23 protein-coding genes, 1 tRNA gene and 1 pseudogene are annotated in these 20,905 nt (G+C 37.6%); 10 read left to right on the forward strand and 15 right to left on the reverse strand.

Going from position 1 to position 20,905, the window contains the following annotated elements; genetic code table 11:
- Positions 1-67 precede the first annotated feature (67 nt).
- The 3 genes and pseudogenes from trxA to B096_RS0107450 all read left to right on the forward strand — a co-directional run.
- Positions 68-382 (forward strand): annotated as a pseudogene (trxA, locus tag B096_RS0107440) (thioredoxin); the annotation flags it as partial.
- A gap of 63 nt (positions 383-445) precedes the next feature.
- On the forward strand, positions 446-748 hold the full coding sequence (locus tag B096_RS0107445; RefSeq protein WP_018580118.1) for a rhodanese-like domain-containing protein: 303 nt from the start codon (positions 446-448) through the stop codon (positions 746-748).
- The gene (locus tag B096_RS0107450; RefSeq protein ID WP_018580119.1) at positions 745-993 is read left to right on the forward strand and encodes a metal-sensitive transcriptional regulator; all 249 of its coding nucleotides are present in this window, start codon (positions 745-747) and stop codon (positions 991-993) included. Before B096_RS0107445 ends, B096_RS0107450 begins: the two co-directional genes overlap by 4 nt.
- Positions 994-1,033: 40 nt before the next feature.
- On the opposite strand, the gene B096_RS0107455 is transcribed toward B096_RS0107450, so the two are convergent.
- Positions 1,034-1,519, reverse strand: a complete 486-nt coding sequence (locus tag B096_RS0107455) for a hypothetical protein (protein WP_244264585.1) — start codon at positions 1,517-1,519, stop codon at positions 1,034-1,036.
- 182 nt (positions 1,520-1,701) lie between these two features.
- Between B096_RS0107455 and B096_RS0107460 the strand changes: the two genes are divergently transcribed.
- The gene (locus B096_RS0107460; protein WP_018580121.1) at positions 1,702-3,147 is read left to right on the forward strand and encodes a beta-galactosidase small subunit-related protein; all 1,446 of its coding nucleotides are present in this window, start codon (positions 1,702-1,704) and stop codon (positions 3,145-3,147) included.
- Positions 3,148-3,172: 25 nt separating this feature from the next.
- Here B096_RS0107460 and B096_RS0107465 read toward each other — a convergent pair whose 3' ends face one another.
- Genes B096_RS0107465 through B096_RS0107480 form a run of 4 tightly spaced genes read right to left on the reverse strand, consistent with a single transcriptional unit; the run spans position 3,173 to position 5,893 of the window.
- Positions 3,173-3,589, reverse strand: coding sequence for a gamma-glutamylcyclotransferase family protein (locus B096_RS0107465; RefSeq protein WP_018580122.1), 417 nt, complete (start codon positions 3,587-3,589; stop codon positions 3,173-3,175).
- Entirely contained in the window at positions 3,589-4,230 is a 642-nt protein-coding gene (gene pcp, locus B096_RS0107470; RefSeq protein ID WP_018580123.1) for a pyroglutamyl-peptidase I, read from the reverse strand. The genes B096_RS0107465 and pcp overlap by 1 nt, the downstream gene beginning before the upstream one ends.
- Before the next feature lie 22 nt (positions 4,231-4,252).
- Positions 4,253-5,206, reverse strand: a complete 954-nt coding sequence (locus tag B096_RS0107475) for a DUF979 domain-containing protein (RefSeq protein WP_018580124.1) — start codon at positions 5,204-5,206, stop codon at positions 4,253-4,255.
- A gap of 3 nt (positions 5,207-5,209) precedes the next feature.
- The gene (locus tag B096_RS0107480; protein WP_018580125.1) at positions 5,210-5,893 is read right to left on the reverse strand and encodes a DUF969 domain-containing protein; all 684 of its coding nucleotides are present in this window, start codon (positions 5,891-5,893) and stop codon (positions 5,210-5,212) included.
- A 380-nt stretch (positions 5,894-6,273) separates the two neighbouring features.
- On the opposite strand from B096_RS0107480, the gene B096_RS0107490 reads away from it, so the two are divergent.
- From B096_RS0107490 to B096_RS0107500, 3 genes are all read left to right on the forward strand, one after another.
- Positions 6,274-7,524: a DUF349 domain-containing protein gene (locus B096_RS0107490; RefSeq protein ID WP_244264586.1), complete on the forward strand. Its 1,251-nt coding sequence runs from the start codon at positions 6,274-6,276 to the stop codon at positions 7,522-7,524.
- Between the two features lie 61 nt (positions 7,525-7,585).
- Complete coding sequence (locus B096_RS0107495; protein ID WP_018580128.1) at positions 7,586-8,659, forward strand: hypothetical protein; 1,074 nt, start codon at positions 7,586-7,588, stop codon at positions 8,657-8,659.
- Positions 8,637-9,200, forward strand: a complete 564-nt coding sequence (locus B096_RS0107500) for a sugar O-acetyltransferase (protein ID WP_279625048.1) — start codon at positions 8,637-8,639, stop codon at positions 9,198-9,200. The genes B096_RS0107495 and B096_RS0107500 overlap by 23 nt, the downstream gene beginning before the upstream one ends.
- Before the next feature lie 22 nt (positions 9,201-9,222).
- On the opposite strand, the gene B096_RS0107505 is transcribed toward B096_RS0107500, so the two are convergent.
- From B096_RS0107505 to B096_RS0107545, 9 genes are all read right to left on the reverse strand, one after another.
- Positions 9,223-9,969, reverse strand: a complete 747-nt coding sequence (locus B096_RS0107505) for a phospholipase D-like domain-containing protein (RefSeq protein WP_018580130.1) — start codon at positions 9,967-9,969, stop codon at positions 9,223-9,225.
- 125 nt (positions 9,970-10,094) lie between these two features.
- The gene (locus tag B096_RS0107510) at positions 10,095-10,475 is read right to left on the reverse strand and encodes a hypothetical protein (RefSeq protein WP_018580131.1); all 381 of its coding nucleotides are present in this window, start codon (positions 10,473-10,475) and stop codon (positions 10,095-10,097) included.
- A 14-nt stretch (positions 10,476-10,489) separates the two neighbouring features.
- Positions 10,490-11,014 (reverse strand): ClbS/DfsB family four-helix bundle protein, encoded by a 525-nt coding sequence (locus tag B096_RS0107515; protein ID WP_018580132.1) that lies wholly within the window; start codon positions 11,012-11,014, stop codon positions 10,490-10,492.
- A 53-nt stretch (positions 11,015-11,067) separates the two neighbouring features.
- Positions 11,068-11,790: a B3/B4 domain-containing protein gene (locus B096_RS0107520; protein ID WP_018580133.1), complete on the reverse strand. Its 723-nt coding sequence runs from the start codon at positions 11,788-11,790 to the stop codon at positions 11,068-11,070.
- A gap of 126 nt (positions 11,791-11,916) precedes the next feature.
- The gene (locus B096_RS0107525; RefSeq protein WP_018580134.1) at positions 11,917-12,393 is read right to left on the reverse strand and encodes a DUF7000 family protein; all 477 of its coding nucleotides are present in this window, start codon (positions 12,391-12,393) and stop codon (positions 11,917-11,919) included.
- A 98-nt stretch (positions 12,394-12,491) separates the two neighbouring features.
- Positions 12,492-12,574: transfer RNA gene (locus B096_RS0107530), tRNA-Leu, on the reverse strand.
- A 125-nt stretch (positions 12,575-12,699) separates the two neighbouring features.
- A complete protein-coding gene (locus B096_RS0107535; protein ID WP_018580135.1) occupies positions 12,700-13,464 on the reverse strand; it encodes a LiaF transmembrane domain-containing protein in 765 nt (254 codons plus the stop codon).
- Positions 13,461-13,901: a LytTR family DNA-binding domain-containing protein gene (locus B096_RS0107540; protein WP_018580136.1), complete on the reverse strand. Its 441-nt coding sequence runs from the start codon at positions 13,899-13,901 to the stop codon at positions 13,461-13,463. The genes B096_RS0107535 and B096_RS0107540 overlap by 4 nt, the downstream gene beginning before the upstream one ends.
- Positions 13,902-13,987: 86 nt before the next feature.
- The gene (locus tag B096_RS0107545) at positions 13,988-14,821 is read right to left on the reverse strand and encodes a deoxyribonuclease IV (RefSeq protein WP_018580137.1); all 834 of its coding nucleotides are present in this window, start codon (positions 14,819-14,821) and stop codon (positions 13,988-13,990) included.
- 20 nt (positions 14,822-14,841) lie between these two features.
- Between B096_RS0107545 and B096_RS0107550 the strand changes: the two genes are divergently transcribed.
- Positions 14,842-15,462 (forward strand): type 1 glutamine amidotransferase domain-containing protein, encoded by a 621-nt coding sequence (locus B096_RS0107550; RefSeq protein ID WP_244264587.1) that lies wholly within the window; start codon positions 14,842-14,844, stop codon positions 15,460-15,462.
- 508 nt (positions 15,463-15,970) lie between these two features.
- Positions 15,971-18,208 (forward strand): formate C-acetyltransferase, encoded by a 2,238-nt coding sequence (gene pflB / locus B096_RS0107555; RefSeq protein ID WP_018580139.1) that lies wholly within the window; start codon positions 15,971-15,973, stop codon positions 18,206-18,208.
- 148 nt (positions 18,209-18,356) lie between these two features.
- Here the strand turns inward: pflB and B096_RS0107560 are convergent, their stop codons facing one another.
- Positions 18,357-19,319, reverse strand: coding sequence for a lactonase family protein (locus B096_RS0107560; RefSeq protein WP_018580140.1), 963 nt, complete (start codon positions 19,317-19,319; stop codon positions 18,357-18,359).
- Between the two features lie 157 nt (positions 19,320-19,476).
- Between B096_RS0107560 and B096_RS0107565 the strand changes: the two genes are divergently transcribed.
- Positions 19,477-20,856 carry a 6-phospho-beta-glucosidase gene (locus B096_RS0107565; RefSeq protein WP_018580141.1) on the forward strand — a complete coding sequence of 460 codons (1,380 nt, stop codon included), beginning with the start codon at positions 19,477-19,479 and terminating at the stop codon, positions 20,854-20,856.
- Positions 20,857-20,905 lie beyond the last annotated feature (49 nt).

The following is a 20,905-nucleotide window of genomic DNA, read 5'->3' on the forward strand; positions in this document are numbered from 1 at the left end:
CTTTACTATTATACCGGAGGGGGTATAATAGAGTCATAAGGTAAAGAAACCAAAAAGGAGTGTAAACAAGATGACATTACATATCACAGACAAAGATTTTAAAGAACAAACAGCAGAAGGACTCGTATTTGTAGATTTCTTCGCAGAATGGTGTGGACCATGTAAGATGCTCGCACCCGTTATTGATGAGTTAGCTGAAAAATATGAAGGTAAAATTAAAGTTGCTAAATTGGACATTGATGAAAACCGCAAAACAGCGACAGATTTCAATGTAATGAGTATTCCAACAATGATTCTTTTCAAAGATGGGGAACCAGTTGAAAAGATTAGTGGATTCCAACCAAAACAAGCGCTTGAAAAGTACTTAGATAGCAAAATTTAAGTATCATGGTGTGATATAATGTGGTGGAAACCACATTATATTTTTTTTAGGAAGGGTAATACTATGTTTAAAACAATTATGACACCCGAATTAGAATCACAACTGAATAAAAAAACGAAGTTAAATATCATTGATGTACGTGATGCATGGGAATTTGAAAGCGGCCATATTGATGGGGCTGTTAATATTCCGTTAGGACAGCTTGAAGCGAATTATTCAATACTCCCTAAAGATGCAGTTTATTACATTATCTGTTTAACTGGACATCGATCGGATGAGGCTGCAGGGTTTCTTTCCGCGCAAGGGTATAACGTTGTGAATGTAATGGGTGGTATGTCGATTTATAAGGGAGCGATGTCTCGATGACATGTGAGAAACAATTAGTCAATCGTTTAAAACGCGCTGAAGGGCAAATTCGTGGCGTAACACGTATGCTTGAAGAAGGCGAGAGTTGTCAGGATGTTTTAGTTCAACTGACTGCTGTGCGATCAAGTGTTGATCGAATTATTAAATTGATTGCAGTAGATAATTTATTGGATTGTGTTGATGAATCTGGACGCGATCACGAAGCAGTTCAGGAAGCCATTAATTTAATCGTTAAATCACGTTAGAACAGGCAACTGTTCTTTTTTTATGCAAATTAAAAGCACCTTATGCAGTAGGTGCTTTAATTTTACATGTTGTATTATTGATTTCATAACGTGTCCAACCTAAGCCAAGAAGGATTAGTACTAAAGAAAGTAGTTTATACGGTAGGCCGGCAAGAGGAAGTGCGATTACAGAGAATGCGATTCCTATATTTGCGAAGAAAGCAATAACACAAGGTGTACATCCATAAGTGAGGATTCCGAAGATAATTGATACAAAGCTGAGATTTGCACCCTTACTCTCGATCCCCTTGAGATCCACCATTATCGTATTCAGAACCATTAGCAGCCCACTGAGTAGGGCCATTAAAAGATTCAAGCATACGTTGATAATAACGAGATAGATACCGAATTCAAGCACCATATCACGATAGCTCAGATTGAACGAATCAATCAACGTATAGATTCCAAAAAAGAAAATTGTAAATAGCGTCCATTGAATTAACGTTCGCGGAGCTTTTAGTTTTTGTAATGCTTCATTAAACATCATTGTTCCACCTCAAATTATTATAATACTATTATACCGTTGGGGGTATAATAGTAAAGCGATATGCTTATATGAATCCTATGGAAATTTCGAAAGAGGTAAATTTTATTTGACATCATCATCATGCGGTGGTATCTTTTTAGAAAGCGCATTCATACGAATGAATATTTTTAGGAGGCGAAGTCATGAAATGCGATCAATTTGAATTAATGAGTCAGGAAGATGAACTTCCGTGTAGCTCTAAGAAAAAAAGAATAAGTGTTCCGAAATTTGAGAGTCATTTCCTAAGCGGATATTTTGGTTATGATTCAAAGGTATGCAGGCAATTTTATTTGTCTCACAAAAGCAGGAGCACTGATCTTGATCGGTCGCAAGATTTCAGGTTACGCAATCAAAGTGGGTGTCAGTTACAGACTCAGTTTGATGAATTACATGAGTGGTGTCAACGCAAACTATCGGGACTTTTTTCACCGCGCCAAGATGTACTCATCTTTTCGCATTTTAATCCCAAGCAACAGACCATCCATGTACGAAATAATTTTAAACATCTTAATACTAAAAATGTGGTGTTTCGGTCGTGTGTCCTTAAGGATGGACTTATGATTCGAGGCTCTGAGAATGAATTTAAGATTTACACGGATGTGGGGGAAATGCAAGAAATATCATTGAACATTCCCAGTTTTTATGAATTGGATGCAATGTATCATTTGAATTTTTATATCGAAGATCCCTATACCCAGGAGCCTGTGTTGTGCCATCAACAACGATTGCATCATTTGGTGAAGCAGGAGGTCTTGATGGATGAGTCTTATGGCCATCTGGATGTTATAGAGGATGAGAGCTTTTGTGATATTGCCGGAGAATCGTTTTCATTGCGATTTAATAAACAATCTGGCCTTATTGAATCCTATGTGTTTGAGGGAAGAGGATTGTTATCACATCCAATGGGATTATTATGTAATCGCGGGCCGATGAATTATGAGGATGATCATCTTTGGTATCAATTTACTGAAGGGTGGCATCAGCAAGCCGTTAACACGACGACACTTCATTTTTCCATTGTGGTAGTTAACGATTCAAGAGTTCGGGTTACGGTTCGCAGCGCCCTTGGAAACGGTTCTGTGGCCCACACAATCTACAAAGTCTTTGCGGATGGACGTATTTGGGTTAGACAATCGTTTATTCCATCTAAAACAACAGGCTTGTCCATGATTGGTTTTGAAATCCCCATGTTACCTGAAGTGGAGGAGTTTTTATACTTTGGGCGAGGTCCGTATAGTAATTATCAAAATCTAAATGATGATTTGCCCTTAGGTGTTTACAAAGAATCGATTATGGCGACATCTTCCCCTAAGACGTTTGAAAACCATACGAATACGTTTTGGGCTTCACTAACTAATAAGAACCACTGTGGTTTGATGGTTAAATCGGATAAAGTACCTTTGAATGTCGGTGCACGAAGACGTCAAGATGGGGGTGTTGATTTAATCGTTGCGATGAATGTGGTTGGTTGGCTTTCAAAACATGAACCCCAATTTCTTGAAGTGAATCGGGATTATCACTATGAATTTGAGCTCGTTCCGATTACACAGAACAAAGAGGATTCATTATATAAAATTAAAATCATATAAAAAAGCATGCCTAAGGCATGCTCTTTTATTTTTTTGAAGTTTTAAAAGCTCTCCAACTTCCCTCAGGAAGATGAATTGCTTCATTAAAATGTGGATCTTGATCTTTTAAATTATAGAAATAAACACCGAGTTCAACAGTATCACCATTTTCTTTAGTGATGGTTGATGGAATACGTTTGTATTCATCATCATCGCGGCCGTTAAAGCCCTCCATGGCATCAATATCGTCAATAATAAGACTCAGGTCTTTTACTGTAATGATTTCGCCCCAAACTTTGGTATCGCCTTCTTGTAGAAGCGCAGGATAACCTTTATAAGGCATATCGTATAAAGTCCCTAAGACGAAAGCTTTTTCAATCGAAACAACATGTCCATCGACATATTTATCAAAATTAAAGAAACCTTCCATCAAAGATCCGTAAACAAACATTTGATTATTCATTAGCTAATTGCGCCACCTTGAATCTTATGATCCTCTTTAACTGTAACTGCTGTAGCGATACATACTTCTAAACCTTTTGCGATTTGATCTAAAGTCAAACTTGGTGAAGTAGGTTTATCCATAACTTGTTCTGTAGCAAATGGCACATGAATGAACCCGCCTCGAACGTTTGGATATTTCTTATCAACAAGATAAAGTAAACCATACATTAAGTGGTTACATACAAAGGTACCTGCTGTATTGGAAACACTTGCGGGAATTGAAGCTTGCTTCATATTTTCAACCATTGCTTTGATTGGCAATGTTGCGAAGTATGCTGCTTTACCATCTTCAAAGATTGTTTCATCAATAGGTTGGTTGCCTTCGTTATCTTTAATACGAGCATCATCTTGATTGATTGCCACGCGTTCCGGTGTAACACCAAAACGGTTCCCTGCTTGACCAACACAGATGACAATGTCAGGTTGATGTTTAGCCATCGCTTCATCTAATACTTCAACCGATTTTTTGAAGACGGTTGGAACTTCGAGTTTAAGTACTTCGGCCCCTTCGATTGTATCAGGGAGTAATTTAACTGCTTCATAAGCAGGATTCATTTTTTCCCCACCAAATGGATCAAAACCTGTAATTAAAACTTTCATATATACGTCCTCCTTCAATTAATTAGAAAGCTAAGAAATACATCAAGAAGATATGGATTACTAACATAATAAGAGCCATAGGTGCTTGATATTTAATAATAGAATATTGTGATTTTGTTTCTAACAATGCAGCTGGAACAATATTAAAGTTCGCTGCCATTGGTGTTAGAAGTGTACCACAGAAACCAGCTGTCATTGCAAGCGCACCTGCAATAAGTGGGTTTGCTCCTTGAGCAAAGACAAATGGAATTCCGATACCAATTGTGATTACAGTAAAGGCTGCGAAAGCGTTTCCCATAATAATCGTAAAGATTGCCATACCCACACAGTAAGCAACAACACCAGCGAAAATACTTCCGTTAGGGATGAAACTACCAAGTAAGGTTGCAATTAAATTTCCAACACCAGCAGTTGTAAAGACAACGCCAAGTGCTGAGAGCAATTGAGGCAAGATGCTGAATGAACCCATTGTACGCATTAAACGTGTAGCGTCATTCATAACGCCTCGAGGTTTTGTTTTTGTGATTATAAATGTGGCAACTAAACCACATGCAGCGGACAATCCAATTGCAATATAACCAAGCACACCAGCACTTACGCCCGGTGCGATTTTAGGCAACACAAAGGAGAATAAGAATGCTCCGATTGCGATAAATACAGAAGGAATAAAGATTTTAAATCCGATTCGATCTGATTGTTCATCACGAAACTCTTGAGATATTTGTTCAATATCTCCAATATTAACGGTTTTCATGAAAGATAAGACTCCAAGTGCTAAGACAAGAAGACCATTCACTTTATTAGGGATGTATTTCCCAACCATAAATAATGCGGCTAAAATAATCCAAAATGTAGCGGCACCATATTTACGGTTATCCTCAATATTACGGTAAGCTGAGATTGCAGTAGCGATGAAGATACATCCTACAACCATATACCACATTTCTAAGAATAATTCCCAAAAATTAGCTGTCATAAACTATTTAGCCCCTTTCTTAATACGACGATCTAACAGAACTGTTTGAGCGCCTCCAAGTACTAGAGCAATTACAAATACAGGAACGCTCCAGAGTGCGATTCCTTGGTGTGTAACATCATAACCTTGTTCAACGAGTGTTTCTACAATGAGAATAACACCACTTGCATAAGGGAATAGGTTTTGCCCAAAGAAGTTACCATAGTTTTCAGCAGCTGCGGCACCTGCTTTAATTTCTTCTTCCTCTGCTACGCTCAGTGCAGAACCTTTTTCTTGGATTCCAGCACCTTCAGCCATAGGATGAATTAATGGACGGACAAATTGGGGATGCCCTCCTAAACGCAATGCTCCAGCGGCAGCACATTGACGAATTAATTGGTAAACCCAAATAACACGTCCTGCAGTTAGAACCTTCATTTTTTGAATTAACTTAACAGCTTGTTCTTTCAGTCCATAACGCTCACATACCCCTACTACAGGTAACGTTAGGACAAAGATTGTTAAGCCACGGGATTTAACAAAATTTGATCCAAGTGTTTCTAATATTTCACCAAAATTCATACCACCAATTAAAGCGGTAACAACTGCAGCGACTAAGACAACAGCAATTGAATCAATTTTCAATGCAAATCCAACAACAATAATAAGAACTCCGACTAGGAGCCATAGATTAACAGTATCGACCATACACTTCTCCTCTCGCATAGAATTAACTATACGTAAGATTATAAAATGAAACAGGATTCATTACAACTAAAAGACGTGTAGATTTTAAAGATTGAACCCATCAAGTTCATAAAACAAATATAAAAGAGGCTTTTTTCGGTTTGTTTCAGGCCGATGATTAGTCAAAAATAGCCTTTAAACAGAGTGATTAATCTTGTTTCATAGATTTACAGAAGCAAATGATAAAGAAACTGAAAAAGAAATCAAAAATAATGAAAGAAATCAAAAATAAATGGTTTGCACACATGGTTTTCACGTTTAAAACACATATAAATGATATGATTTATAAGATAAAAAAAGAGTATTTTATCGCAACGGGATAATTTTCCGTGATAAAATATTTGTACTATAAGAAAGAGGTGTTCGACATTAACGAGAAACAGATTAATGAGACAGAAGAAGTAGTAGAAAAGGAAGTAAGAGAGCCTGAATTTTCACGACATGATTTTGGATGGGAAAGTCTTGCTTCTGTGGAAACGTCTCGACAAAACCAATTAATTTCAGAAGTATATAGTGTAATGAGTACAGGAGATGATGAACGCATTGAGTTTATCAAGCGTGAATGGGAGTCTCTTTCAGAAGAAGGGATTGACCAAGATTTAGAAGATAAGTTTAAGACTGCTCTTGATCAATACGAACATCGTCAAGAACGACTTGTTAGCGCACGCACCATTAAAAAAGAGTTGATTGAACAAGCGGAACAACTTAAAAAATCAACTGATTGGAATAAAACAGCAGCGAAATTGCAGGATTTACAAAAACAATGGAAAGAAGCAGGATTTGCAGGTCAAGATGTAGATCAAGAACTTTGGGAAAAATTCCGCGCAATCAATGATGAATTCTTTGATGCACGTAGTGCCCATTTCGACCAAATGAATGCTTTACGTAAAGACGCAAAATCTGCTAAAGAAGCATTGATTGAAGAAGTTCAAAAAATTAAAGATTCTACTGAATGGAAAGAAACCTCGGATGCTATGCGTGATTTAATGACGCAATGGAAAGAGGCAGGATTTGCAGGACGAGAACATGAAGATCGCTTGTGGGAAGAATTCAATGGTCATCGCCAAAGTTTCTACCAAAAACAAAGAGAATTCTTCGATGGACTTCGTGCAGAGCATGATGTAGCACGTGAGAAAAAAGAAGCTATTATCCAAAAAGCGCAAGATCTCGTGCAAGCATTTAACGATACAACAACACGTGAACATATGGAATCATTATTTGACGAATGGAAAGAAGCGGGACACAGTGGTCGTGAACATGAACCAAAACTTTGGGATACGTTCCGTGGACTTCAAGATGAGTTCTATGCACGTATAAAAAATCGTGATTACAATCGTCAAGAATCACGACGTAATGAAATCGAAGAAGAACTTGATCTTCTAGACGTTCGTTGTGACGCCCTTGAACAACTTAATGAAAAAATAAAAATGAAGATTGCAAGTCTCGAGGGCCAAGCGCTCACGAATGATTCTGAGACGTTACAAGAAGAAATTGCAGGTCTTAAAAACAACTATGAAGAAAACGAAACAAAACTTGACGAATATGTTCGCGAACAAGCTAAACTTCAAAACGAATTAAATCGAATATTCTAGTTTCAACCACTCTTGCATGAGTGGTTTTTTTATGGTCTAATAGTCATGAAACGAGGGTCTTATGAAAAACAAATTACTTAAAGTTATCTTAATTTTTCTTTGTGCTTTTTTAGGTTTTGCGGGTGGTCACATGGCTCAAAAACTATCGTTCACATATAGTATGAGTCCATTGCATATTTTTAGTGCTTCGATGGGATTTATCCTCCTGAGTTTTCTTATCCATATAATCATGCATGAGGTAGGTCATCTTATTTTTGGACTTGTGAGTGGTTATCACTTTATACTCATCCGTTTTTTCAGTTTAACACTTGTTCAGACGGATAAGGGGTTTAAACTGAAACGATTCAAAGTGCCGGGGACGGGTGGACAATGTTTAATGAGTCCACCAAAGTCAATGCATGAACCTTTTCCAACGCAATTATATAATTACGGTGGTATTATCATGAATGCAGTGCTTGCGCTGGTTGCCTTAGTCATCCTCATATTTGGAAGTACGGGACCTTATATGCAAATATTTTTAACGTTATTAATACTTTTGGGAATTTTTTCGATTTTGGTCAATGGCTTAGTGATGGAAGATACCCCAAACGATGGATATAATGCAGCATTACTGCGTAATCGGCCTGAATTACTTCCGTATTTTTGGTTGCAGCTTTACGTAGTTGGGATGAAGGCGCAAGGGAAAGGCTATGAGGCGATTAATTCCAAGATGATCCAACCTGTCTCAAAACAGAATTGTGATAATGTAATTGGCCTCACAGCACAATTAATTTATATTGAATCACTGCCTCTAAACCGTGATCGTTTGGAAGCTTATGAAGCCCTTGAAGGGATTGAGATGATTCCGCTCCAACGTGTGTTGGTTGATTTGGATCATGCGTCGTGTCTGATGATGGAAGGGGAAGTGATTGAACCAACCCCGTTGATGAATAATATCGCGAAAAAGTTAAAAGGAAATCCAGACTGTCTCAAGTATGAATATCTTAAAGCGCGCATTGTTGATCAGGACATGCAGCAGGCTGAACAAATTTATAATAATTTCTTTAAAGCAACAAAACATTACCCATACCGCCATGATGTGGAATTGATTTATAAAGATCTTAAATCAATTCATGAGAGTCATCTTGATGGGTGAGTATGAAAAAATGGTTTCTGGTGCCATGTATAACAGTGATGATCCCTATTTAATGGAACTCAGTCTTAAAGCCATGGAAACAATAATTAGAGCAAATCAAGAACCACACGGTCAAAAACGTTCGGAAATTTACCGGGAAATACTGGGAAGTACTGATGGTTCGTTTTGTATCTGTCCAGGATTTGCCTGTGACTATGGTGTAAATATTCATATTGGGAAAAACTTCTTTGCGAATCATCAATGTATCATGCTTGATGTTTGTGAAATCCGTTTTGGTGATGACTGCATGTGTGGTCCCAATGTCCAAATTTACACTGCCACACACCCACTTAATCCTCTTGAACGAAATGCAGGTCTTGAATACGGAAAATCTGTTTCAATAGGTAATAATGCATGGCTTGGAGGAAGTTGTGTCATTTTACCGGGTGTTACCTTAGGTGACAATGTAGTGGTCGGCGCAGGAGCTGTTGTAACACAAAGTTTCGGCGATAATGTCGTACTTGCCGGAAATCCAGCACAAATCATCAAAATTATTGATTAAAAAAAGTCCCTAGGGACTTTTTTTAATAAGCAATTTCTTCGAAATATTGTTTACCGATTTCATTAAAATAGAACTGTTGATGATCTTTGTCGTTTAATAATGAATCGATGTATTGATGAATATCATTGACTTCGTTTTTTTGTTTTAAACTCATACATGATTCATAGTTTGAATAGAAACCGTTCTTGGTGAAATTGAGTGAACCTACAAAAGCAACATCATCAATAACATAAAGTTTTGTATGGAGCTTTTGATGACGGTTGGTTTTCCAGATTGCAATTGGCATTTTAGGTTCGTAGGTGTAGGTATAGATCGGGGTTTTATGAACGCAATCAAGGTACTTAATGTTTGCAATCCCAAGAACTATAAATACGATCATTTCTAACCAAAATCCAAAAGACCCGCGAATTGACATTGCATGTGCAAAGATAATTATATTAATAAAACACCATACAAATGCAATTAGGCGCCCTTTCCGTTTTTTCTGTAAAGCTTCTTTACTTTTAAGCTTTGTTTGTGTGAAAAGCGTATGCGCCAATTCACGGTTTACCCTTTGTCCTTGTTTATAGTCCCAGGTGAACACAAGTCCAGTATCAACACCTGCTTGATGACGATCTAATAGTTTCTCAACGTATTCTTTATTAACATAGGGGGATACAACTTTAATTGCATGTTTACTTTGATCAAGATACGTCATGATTTCCTTACCGGCACCTTTACCGATATAAAGATCACCATCGACGCGATTTAAATTTAAATGATTAGACACAATAAATCTCCTTTAATAACGATACACATCATAAATAAGGATATCTAAAGTTACAAGTTCGTCAGTTCAATTCCACAAATAAAAGGTATTAAAAAGTCAAATTAATAGGTGGAAAAGAAAAGCCATCATACGATGGCTTTATGTTTAACACGATTTAAGAGTAATTTTGAATCTAAGGATTCAAACTCATTCGCATCGATATAGAGAAGATTGGTTAAGGTTTCCGTTTCCGTAAAATCTAATTTTGGACGAACGCGCCGCAATGCTTTTTGGATCTTATTAATTTGGTCAAAAGGGTCCAAGTCATCATTAGTGATGATTTCTTTACAGACAATGTAATGGTATAACAATTCTTTTTGATCACGTTTTGGAAAGAGTTGTACTAATACATCCTGAATCATTTGTTTATGTTGATCCCCTCTTGGAAAGACCTGTTTCATGTACTGCTCGCGGTCCCGATCAACATCCACTTTTGGCCGAAAATTAAACCAATTATCAATACCCATGGTATCACTTCCTTTTAATCTATTATACCACGCTTCAGCGCTTTATATTGTTTTCTTAATTTCTTTAAAGCCCAATCATAGTGTGAAGAAGTGGCACTGATAAAATAAGCACCAAGGGTTGTACTTTTTGTGAAAGGGTAAACCTTACGGTCGAAAAGTTCTTCTTGTGTGTGATTATAAATGTGGCTGACAAGATGATCGTGTGTTTGGTTAATCTCTTCGAGTGTTGTTTCAAGTGGTGTGGCTTGATATGATTCCCATATTTTATAATTAAGCTCCGGGGTTGTTTTCCATGTATAACCTTTTCCCGGGATATCAGGCATACCGTTTTCAATAACACCAACTTGATACCATTTTTCGAGCATTTTATGCCATTCAATGAGATGACCTAACACATCTCGAAGATTATGATCACGATCTTCAAGAATAAAGGTCGCATGACGTTCTTCTTCAGTCAAGGATTCGATATAATCCTTTAATTTTTTAAAGTTTAATTCAGCTGCTTCAAGCAGGGCTTCTTTTGTTTGTGGACGTGCCATAGCATTTTCCTCCGTTTGTTAATATGAGTATAAACCCTAACATGGCGTGAGGGTCAAGCTTCTTCTAAATCAAGAGAAGGATGATCTTGGTCGAGCACATAAGCATTCACGGATCCGCCGAGATGCGTATTGACGAGATCTGCGAGTTTTTGTGTTGCTGCTTCAAGGTCATCACGACGTTTAGGGTCAACACATTCGATAATAAGAAAGGCGTTTGTCGTATCATCAGTTAACATGGTTCGTTGTCCATCGCGCCAATTCCAGCATCGGCAGACAGCACCTTCATCATCGACATATGCGATTTCTCCAGGCAAAGTGTTATCCGGTTCGGTATCACCTAAGGCCATAAAATGGTCGTCACCTTCAGTTTTAATTAAACGTAGGGAACCGACAAAGGTATCGATATCTTCACCGCCACAAGGAAGGCCATACATCAACGACACCGCGTTATAAATATCAACGAGAGGATTGATCGATCCGACTGTATTTCCTTTTGATACACGCTTTAAAAGCGCTTCAATCGAAACACGAGCACCTTTCTTCGTTTTAAATTTCTTATAGGCATCGCGCCACACGGCAATTACGTCATTTTGACTTAGAACATCTGCAGTGAGATATTGTTTAGCCATATTATGACTATCTGCTAGCAATTGAGCAATGGCTTCATCTGCTTCGGGCGATTTGGGTTTGTTTACCGTATTATGGGCAAGAACGATACCGAAACTGGCATCCGGAAATAAAGTCCAAAAATCATCTGATATCAAAAATTTTTTCATGTTGAATCCTTCTTTCTATAAGTTTATTATAGTTTATGAATGTGAACATCACGAAACAAATGTATTAAAATGTCTTCTCATTGCATTGAAAATAAGAAACACTCGAATGTAAGCGTCTGTGTGAGGTCATAAATAGGCTACAATTTGATCATAAGCCAAGGGAACTTGTTTCATAATATAATCTGATAAGTCACTTAAATCCTCGAAATTTGGTGTCTTAACTAAATCTACTGAAACAACATACCATTGTGGCATGTCCGCTTCCAGATTCAGCGGGGTATCTTTAAATTGATTCCAAAAATGCAGTTGAACCGGTTTGGTCGAACCCATTAACCATAATTCAAACTTCATTTTTTTATGATTGAGTACAATTCCCATTTTTAACTTAAGTGATCGTAAGTGGTCATTATCGAAGTAAAAATAGGTATAATCCAAGTAACCATTGAGCACATTTCGTGTTGTAAAGCACGAAGCCATGTTATTTTTGAAATTTCGTTGCAATTGGTTCATGAAATCAAGTAAAAATTTATAAGTCGCGTGTAAATCATTACGGGTAATACAGTCTTGGTAAATGCGGATTTGATCATTGATTGATGGTTTCATACAGATCTCCTTAGAATTTTATTATAGCATAATCATGCATAAGAGCACTCGAGTATAAAAAAAAGTCATTACCGAAGTAATGACTGTTATGTATTAATTGGTGCGGGCGAGAGGACTCGAACCTCCATGCCGAAGCGCTAGATCCTAAGTCTAGTGTGTCTGCCAATTTCACCACGCCCGCGTATTCACTTTGTATTGCTAATAGATTATAACAAGCCATTTCTAAGAAAGCAATACCCAAATTAAAGAAAAATTAAAAAAGAGTGAAAATAAAAGAAAAGCGGTTAAAAACCGCTTAAATAGTGATTATACGTATACAATTTTGAGTTCTCCAAGGGTAACGTCACCGTTTAAAGTCAAGGTTGGACCATCCACTACTGTACGTCGGTGTGGATCATTCACACTTCCAAGCGTATTATCGATATTATTTATCACGTTTATGTTATAAGGTAAAAATAGTTTTACCTGTCCAAATGCGCAGTTTACATCGAGTTGTGCACCTGCGGGGTTAAAGCGTGCTTGATCAAAATAAATTGAAAGTGATGCGAAAGTATTATCAATATAGCCGCCTGTAAAATTATCCGAGCGGATGTAGCGGGTTCGATCCGTAAACAAAGCTTCGATATTTATAAAGTCCGCGTGGTCATCATCACGGTAACGCGTACCATCGCCCGTGTGGTACTCATAATGATTGCCATCTTCATCCGTAGCATAGTTTGAGGAATGTGTTTCCTTAAATGATTCATAATTCTTGAAATTCACTTGGTGCTTTCGACGTTTGAAAATAACCGAAAGGCCAATCGCAAGGAATGTACTTGCCCAAAATAATAACCAACCATTACCACGGATATTGAAGTAAATGCGGTTAATCCAAAGGGCTAACGTTAAGGGATAGACAATCCCAAAAAAGTTTAACTTCGGCATATTTGAAATGGCGAAGGCAACAAGAGCTACAGTAAATGCGATTTGGAATGCATTTGGGCCGAAATTATAGAGGTTAAAAGCACTTCCAAATAGACCCAGGGCAACGAGTACTAAAACAAAACCCCAAAAATAATCCTTTTTTTTCATAACAAACTTTCCTCCTTCATACGTTGTTTGATTTGTTGGAAATACATTCGTGATACATAAATAATCTTATGACTATCGAAAAATTGAACGCTACGCGATGAAGTAATATTATGTTCAAATGAATCGATTTGATCCAAATTAACAATCGCTGACTTTGATGCGCGCATAAACGATTTCGGTAATGATGCCTCAAGTTCATAAAGCCGATAGCGTGTGCGATAAGAATTTTTGGCCGTATGAACATAAACGGCTTCGTCTTCTGTTTCAAAAAAACAGACATCCGCAAGATCAATCATAATCTCTTTATCGCGATGGATCGCTTTAATGGATAAGGTATCGAGGGCCTGAATAAGCTTTTCGATTTGCGGTGTCATTTCACGGCATTCGAGAATAATATCATCTTCAATCTCTGGATTAATAATAACTTTAAGCTTCACGGAATGTCCTCCTTACCCTATTATAAAAAATTATAAAACAAAACAAACAAAAAAAAGGTAAGATGTCATATTTGGGGGCTAAGATGTTATTTACGTAATGATCGTAAGAGCGCAATTTCAGTTTTATATCCATCATTGTCTTCTTGTGGTGTTTCCAGGTAAAAGGGGAGATGACGTAATTTGGGATGGTTGATGATGCGTTCAAAGGTTTCAAGACCGATCGATCCTTGACCAATCTTTTCGTGGCGGTCTTTATGAGATTTAAAAGGGTTTTTACTATCGTTTAAGTGAATTGCATGTAACTTATCCAATCCAATTACGGCATCGAAATGATCAATCACACCATCTAAATCGTTAACGATATCATACCCAGCGTCATAAATATGACATGTATCCATACAAACGCCAATTTTTTCCTTAACGGTTACTTTTTCAATGATTGCTGCTATTTCTTCAAACGTGCGCCCCACTTCAGTTCCTTTTCCAGCCATGGTTTCTAACAACACAATTGTTTCTTGGGCGGGATCCAAGACACGATTCAACATATCAGAGATCATTACAATCGCGGGTTCGACCCCTTGACCAACATGACTTCCAGGATGGAAATTATAAAGGCTTCCTTTAATATGGCTCATCCGTGATAAGTCATCGACCATCAATTCTTCAGCATAATCCCGTGTGTAATCTTTGTTGCTGCATGGATTCATCGTGTAGGGGGCATGCGCGAGAATGTGTTTAAAATCATGTTGCTCAATCATGACATTGAGATTATGCAAATCTTCAAGGTTTAAAGGCTTTGCTTTACCACCACGAGGACTTCGTGTAAAAAACTGAAATGTATTGGCATCAATACGGAGTGCTTCATCACCCATTGCTTGATAACCTTTCGCAAATGAGAGATGACAACCGAGATAAAACATAAAAATTCCTCCTTATATATATGAATATCCTAACAAGAACATTCTCGGACTACAATCGTAAAGCAAATAACTATACATTTTTGAGTGTTATTGGTAATCTAATTCTAAGAGGTGATTGCATGGAATTAACAGATAAACGAATTCTGACAGTCGTAAGTAATGATTTTGATGACTTGGAATTGTGGTACCCTATCCTCAGATTGCGTGAGGCAGGGGCGCGTGTTGATATTGCAGGAGAGGTAGCTGGTCTAACATATCAAGGAAAATTTGGCTTGAGTGTTGTGAGTGATGCATCGTTTGATACAGTCGATATTACACAATATGATGGTATCGTAATACCAGGTGGATGGGCTCCGGATTATTTGAGACGCCTGGAACCAGTTCTTGAGTTTGTGCGCTACATGGATGCACATCAAAAAGTTATTGGACAAATATGTCATGCTGGTTGGGTACTTTCTTCTGCGGGGATTTTGGCAGGAAAGACGGTTACAAGTACACCAGGGATTAAGCATGATCTCATGTATGCTGGAGCGCATTGGGTTGATGAACCTGCAGTGCGTGATGGACATGTTGTATCAGGTCGCCGACCACCGGATTTACCAATCTACCTTCCTTTATTAATTGAAGCACTTAAAGACTGATCTCTGATCCGTCTTTTTTTTAGTTAGGGCTGTTTAAATAAAAACGGGAAGAATATTTGTGGCAATGATAATCTTGGCTCGATATAGCCGAATCTTGCCTTTAAAGTACTAACAAAATTGATATTAAGGTTAGAATATTATCGATTGTCATTAAAATAGACGGATTTAATCCAAAGAACACTAAAAAAACACACTCCAAAAGAGCAATATAGTGTTACATCGCGAATAATAGTTTGTGAAAACTGGCGCGAGAAGGAAAAGACTTGTCTTTGAACAAAGTTCACTTAACAGTGTATATTTTCCATTTTGAACCGAGAGTTTTGATTTTGTGAAAAAAGTCTGTGAATTCTCAAACTAGTTGGTTTTTGAGCAATTAAGAACAAGTGTATACATGAACAAGCAAAAAAAGGATGTGAAAAATAAAACGTATTGTACTAAGTTTGATATAATAAGCGTGTAATACAAATAAGATATTGGGAATCAAACCCGAGAATAAGGAGGTATCTTAATGTATAATCAATGGAAAGGCTTCAAAGGAAGCTATTGGAAAGAAAACATTGATACTCGTGATTTTATTAAACATAACTACACAGAGTATACTGGCAATGACGAATTTCTAGAAGGACCAACTCAAAATACGTTGGATCTTATGGAACAACTTGAGGAAATGAATGCTGTACAACGTGAAAAAGCTGGCGTTTACAACATGGATACAAAAATTGTATCAACCGTAAGTTCACACGGTCCTGGTTACATGAACAAGGAAAAAGAACAAATTGTTGGTTTTCAAACTGATGAACCACTAAAACAAGCATTTATTCCATTTGGTGGAATTGGTATGGCTGTTAAAGCTCTTGAAAGCAATGGTTATGAACCAGATGAAGAGTTAGTACACATCTTTACAAAATGGCGCAAGACACATAACCAAGGTGTTTTCGATGTTTATACACCAGAAATGCGTGCAGCACGTAAGAACAAGATCATTACAGGTCTTCCAGATGCTTACGGACGTGGACGTATTATCGGTGATTACCGTCGTATCGCTCTTTACGGTATCGACCGTCTTGTAGCAGGTAAGAAAAATGACTTAGCACATGCTGGATACAAAACAATGACTGACGACGTAATTCGTTTACGTGAAGAAATCAGTGACCAAATCCGTGCATTAGCTGAAATCAAAGAAATGGCTGCTTCATATGGTTATGATATTTCACAACCAGCTGAAAATGCTAAGGAAGCAGTTCAATGGTTATACTTTGGTTACTTAGCAGCAATCAAAGAAAATAACGGTGCTGCTATGTCAATCGGACGTATCTCAGCATTCCTTGATATCTATATCCAACGTGACTTAGATAATGGCGTGATTAATGAAAAAGAAGCTCAAGAACTTATTGACCACTTAGTTATGAAACTACGTATGGTTAAATTTGCACGTACACCTGAATATAATGCATTATTCAGTGGTTACCCAATCTGGGCTACATTATCAATCGCTGGTATGGGATTTGATGGACGTTCACTAGTAACAAAAACAGACTTCCGTTTACTTCATACACTTATTAACATGGGACCTTCACCAGAACCAAACTTAACAGTTCTTTACTGTAAAGAATTACCAGAAGGATTCCGTACATTTGCTTCACGCGTAGCAATCGAAACATCTTCAATTCAATTTGAAAATGATACATTACTTCGTGAAAAATGGGGTTCAGATGATGTTGCTATCGCATGCTGTGTATCAGCAACTGTTGTTGGTAAAGATATGCAATTCTTCGGAGCACGTGCTAACTTAATTAAATGTTTACTTTATGCAATCAACGGTGGTGTTGATGAAGTAACCAAAGCACAAGTTGGACCACGTTTACGCCCAATTACATCAGAATACTTAAACTTTGATGAAGTTAAAATCGCTTACCAAGACATGATGGACTGGTTAGCAGAATTATATGTAAATACACTAAACTCAATTCACTACATGCACGATAAATACGCTTATGAAAAAGCACAACTTGCATTAATGGATTCAGATCTTAAACGTACTTTTGCAACAGGGATTGCAGGTATTTCACACGTTGCTGACTCCTTATCAGCAATCAAATACGCTAAGGTTAAGACTATCCGTGACGAAAAAGGTTTAGTTGTAGATTATGAAGTCGAAGGAGACTTCCCTAAATATGGTAATGATGATGACCGTGCAGATGATCTTGCAAACTGGGCATTACAATACTTCATGGGACAAATCAAACGTCACCATACATACCGTAACTCACGTCCTACATTAAGCTTATTAACCATTACATCAAACGTTGTTTATGGTAAAGCAACAGGTAATACACCTGATGGTCGTGGACAAGGTGTTCCTTTAGCACCAGGTGCTAACCCATCATACGGCGCAGAAAAGAATGGTTTATTAGCTTCATTGAACTCAACAGCTAAATTAGACTATAACTGTGCACTAGATGGTATCTCAAATACACAAACAATTGCTCCTATTGCAATGGGTAAAACTTCTGAAGAACGTATCGTAAACCTTCGTGGAATTATGGACGGATACTTCGCACAAGGTGCTTACCACTTAAACGTTAACGTATTTGACAACGCACTTCTTGAAGATGCTATGGCTAATCCATTGAAATACCCTAACTTAACAATTCGTGTATCAGGTTATGCTGTTCGTTTCGTAGAACTTACAAAAGAACAACAACTTGATGTTCTTATGAGAACTGCACACGAAAGAACTGTTTAATTTATAATTTATTAAACATGATTCAAATCAAATTGAGATGAGTCCAAAAAATCACGCATTCGAATGCTCTATGAGTATTTGAAGTGCGTGATTTTTTTGTATTGAAAAAGGCATCGTTTGAAGTGGATGCCTTTTCTATAAGATATAATTATGGGATAAAGATAACTGCTACACATTCTGGAGCATAGACGTTTGATTGAAGTAACGTGAGTGTTCCAGAAAAAGGATCGCGTGCGTAAAGCGTGAGATTATGAGTGTCACGATTTGCGCAAACGAGATGCTTATTGTCAGGACTCAATGCAAAATCACGTGGGTGGGCACCATAACTTGAAATATTTTGAATAAACTCAAGTTTTAAACCATTACTACTGATTTTAAAGACACTGATTGAATCATGGCCACGATTTGAAACGTATAGGTTTTTCCCATCGGCTGAGATGCGAATTGCAGCTGCCGAACGTATCGCATCGGAATCAGGTAATGCATCGTATGTTCCGTGTTCAATAAAGTCAAAGCCATCATCTTCAAGAACTGTAACATGACAGGTATGTTCCGAGAAAAGATATAGAATTGGTAGGTCTGGATGAAAGGCTAAGTGACGCGGTCCTGAGCCAGATGGTGCTTTGTAAGTTGCAATTTCATTCATTAGTTCATATTTGCGTACAGTATCTAAACCTAAGTCACAAACATAAACAAACTCTGTACCCGGTTTTTTGTTTACAAAGTGAGCGTGCGATCCATCTTTGTATTCTATTTTTTTAAAAACTTGGTGATTTTTATAAACATTGACCCGTCCTTTATGATAATTCGCATCATAAATTTGATCTTCTGGTTCATCATAGGCAACGTAACATGGCGCTGGTCCTGCTTCAACAAATGTTTCAAGAAGCTTTGTTTCACTGCCTTGATACTTCCATGTCGCAATACCGGCACCTTCATCATTTTGATAAACACTATAAAGTGTTTGCGTTGATGCATTGAAGTCGAGGTAGGTTGGATTCCCCGCTTTTGCAATAAGTGTAAGGTTTTCTAATTGGTCATGATTTAAATCAATTTCATAGATTCCTTCGCTTTCAGATTTTGTGTAAGTTCCAAGTAAAATTTTCGTCATAAAAGCCTCCTTAATAAATTATACCATAAGACCTTGGTATTTTATTTCACACTTCAAAGGGAATTGTAGTGTTATATGAAACTTCTAATCAATTTCTGTATAAGCGTTTGCGACTGATTGGAAATATCGATACAATAAACCTATACAGGAGGCTATCATGAGTAAAAAAATAAAAATCGTTACGATTGGTGGGGGAAGCAGTTATACACCGGAATTAATGGAAGGTTTTATTAATCGTTCAGATCAACTGGATATATCGGAACTTTGGCTTGTAGATGTTGAGGCGGGGAAAGAGAAACTGGAAATTGTTGGAGCCATGGCACAACGCATGGTTGAGGCTGCGGGATTGGATTGGAATGTTAAATTAACGCTTGATCGTTGTGAAGCATTAAAAGATGCTGATTTTGTTACGACACAATTCAGAGTAGGACAGCTTGAGGCACGTTCTCGCGATGAACGTATTCCCGGGAAATACGGTTCGCTGGGACAAGAGACAAATGGAGCGGGTGGTATTTTTAAGGCATTTCGCACAATTCCAGTAATCCTTGATATTATCAAAGATATGGAAGAACTCTGCCCCAATGCATGGTTGATTGATTTTACGAATCCAGCGGGAATTGTTACGGAAGCAGCAATTAAATGGGGCGGATGGAAACGGACGATCGGTCTTTGCAATATACCTGTCGGATGTACCAAGGTAAATCATGAAGCAATGGGTTATGCAGAAGATGCCAATGTGCTATTTGAAAAATTTGCTGGAATTAATCATTTCCACTGGCACCGTGTTTGGGATAAAGATGGTACAGAAGTGACACAAGAACTTATTCAACGCCTCTTTAATCCCGAGAGTGAGTTTTCTAAGAAACAAGAAGTAAAGAATATTACTCCTATCCCTTATAACTTAGCGCAGTTAGAAGATTTAGGGATGATTCCGTGTTCATACCACCGCTATTATTATATCGCGCGTGATATGACAGAAGAGTTTATGGAAAATTGGGAAAATCATCAAACACGTGCTGAAACAGTTCAACAAACCGAAGCGGAGTTGTTTGAACTTTATAAAGATCCTAATTTAAATTATAAACCAGAACAACTTACCAAACGTGGGGGCGCACATTATTCAGATGCTGCTTGTCAACTCATTGCGTCTATCCATAATGATGCTCGTACGGTAATGACGGTCAGCACTCAAAATAATGGCACAATCACTGATTTACCTTATGACTGTGTTGTTGAGGTAACCAGTGTGATTACATCACATGGGGCGGAACCGTTTAACTGGGGATCTTTTGAACCATCCGCAAGAGGTCAATTGCAGATGATGAAAGCAATGGAAGAAACGGTTATTGAAGCTGCAGTAACGGGTAATTATAATAAAGCCGTACAAGCATTTACGATTAACCCAATGATTCAAAGTGGTCACTACACTGTTGACATGCTCAATGAAATGTTGGTAGCTAATAAAGATTATCTTCCACAATTTGCAGATAAAATTGCGGAATTAGAGGCAGCGGGCGTGAAATACGTCGCAGAATAAAGAATAAGTTGCTATAATGGACAGGAGGCTTTGCCTTCTGTTTTTTTTT

Origin of the sequence: Erysipelothrix tonsillarum DSM 14972 (assembly GCF_000373785.1) — a bacterium.
Classification (GTDB): Bacteria; Bacillota_I; Bacilli_A; order Erysipelotrichales; family Erysipelotrichaceae; genus Erysipelothrix; species Erysipelothrix tonsillarum.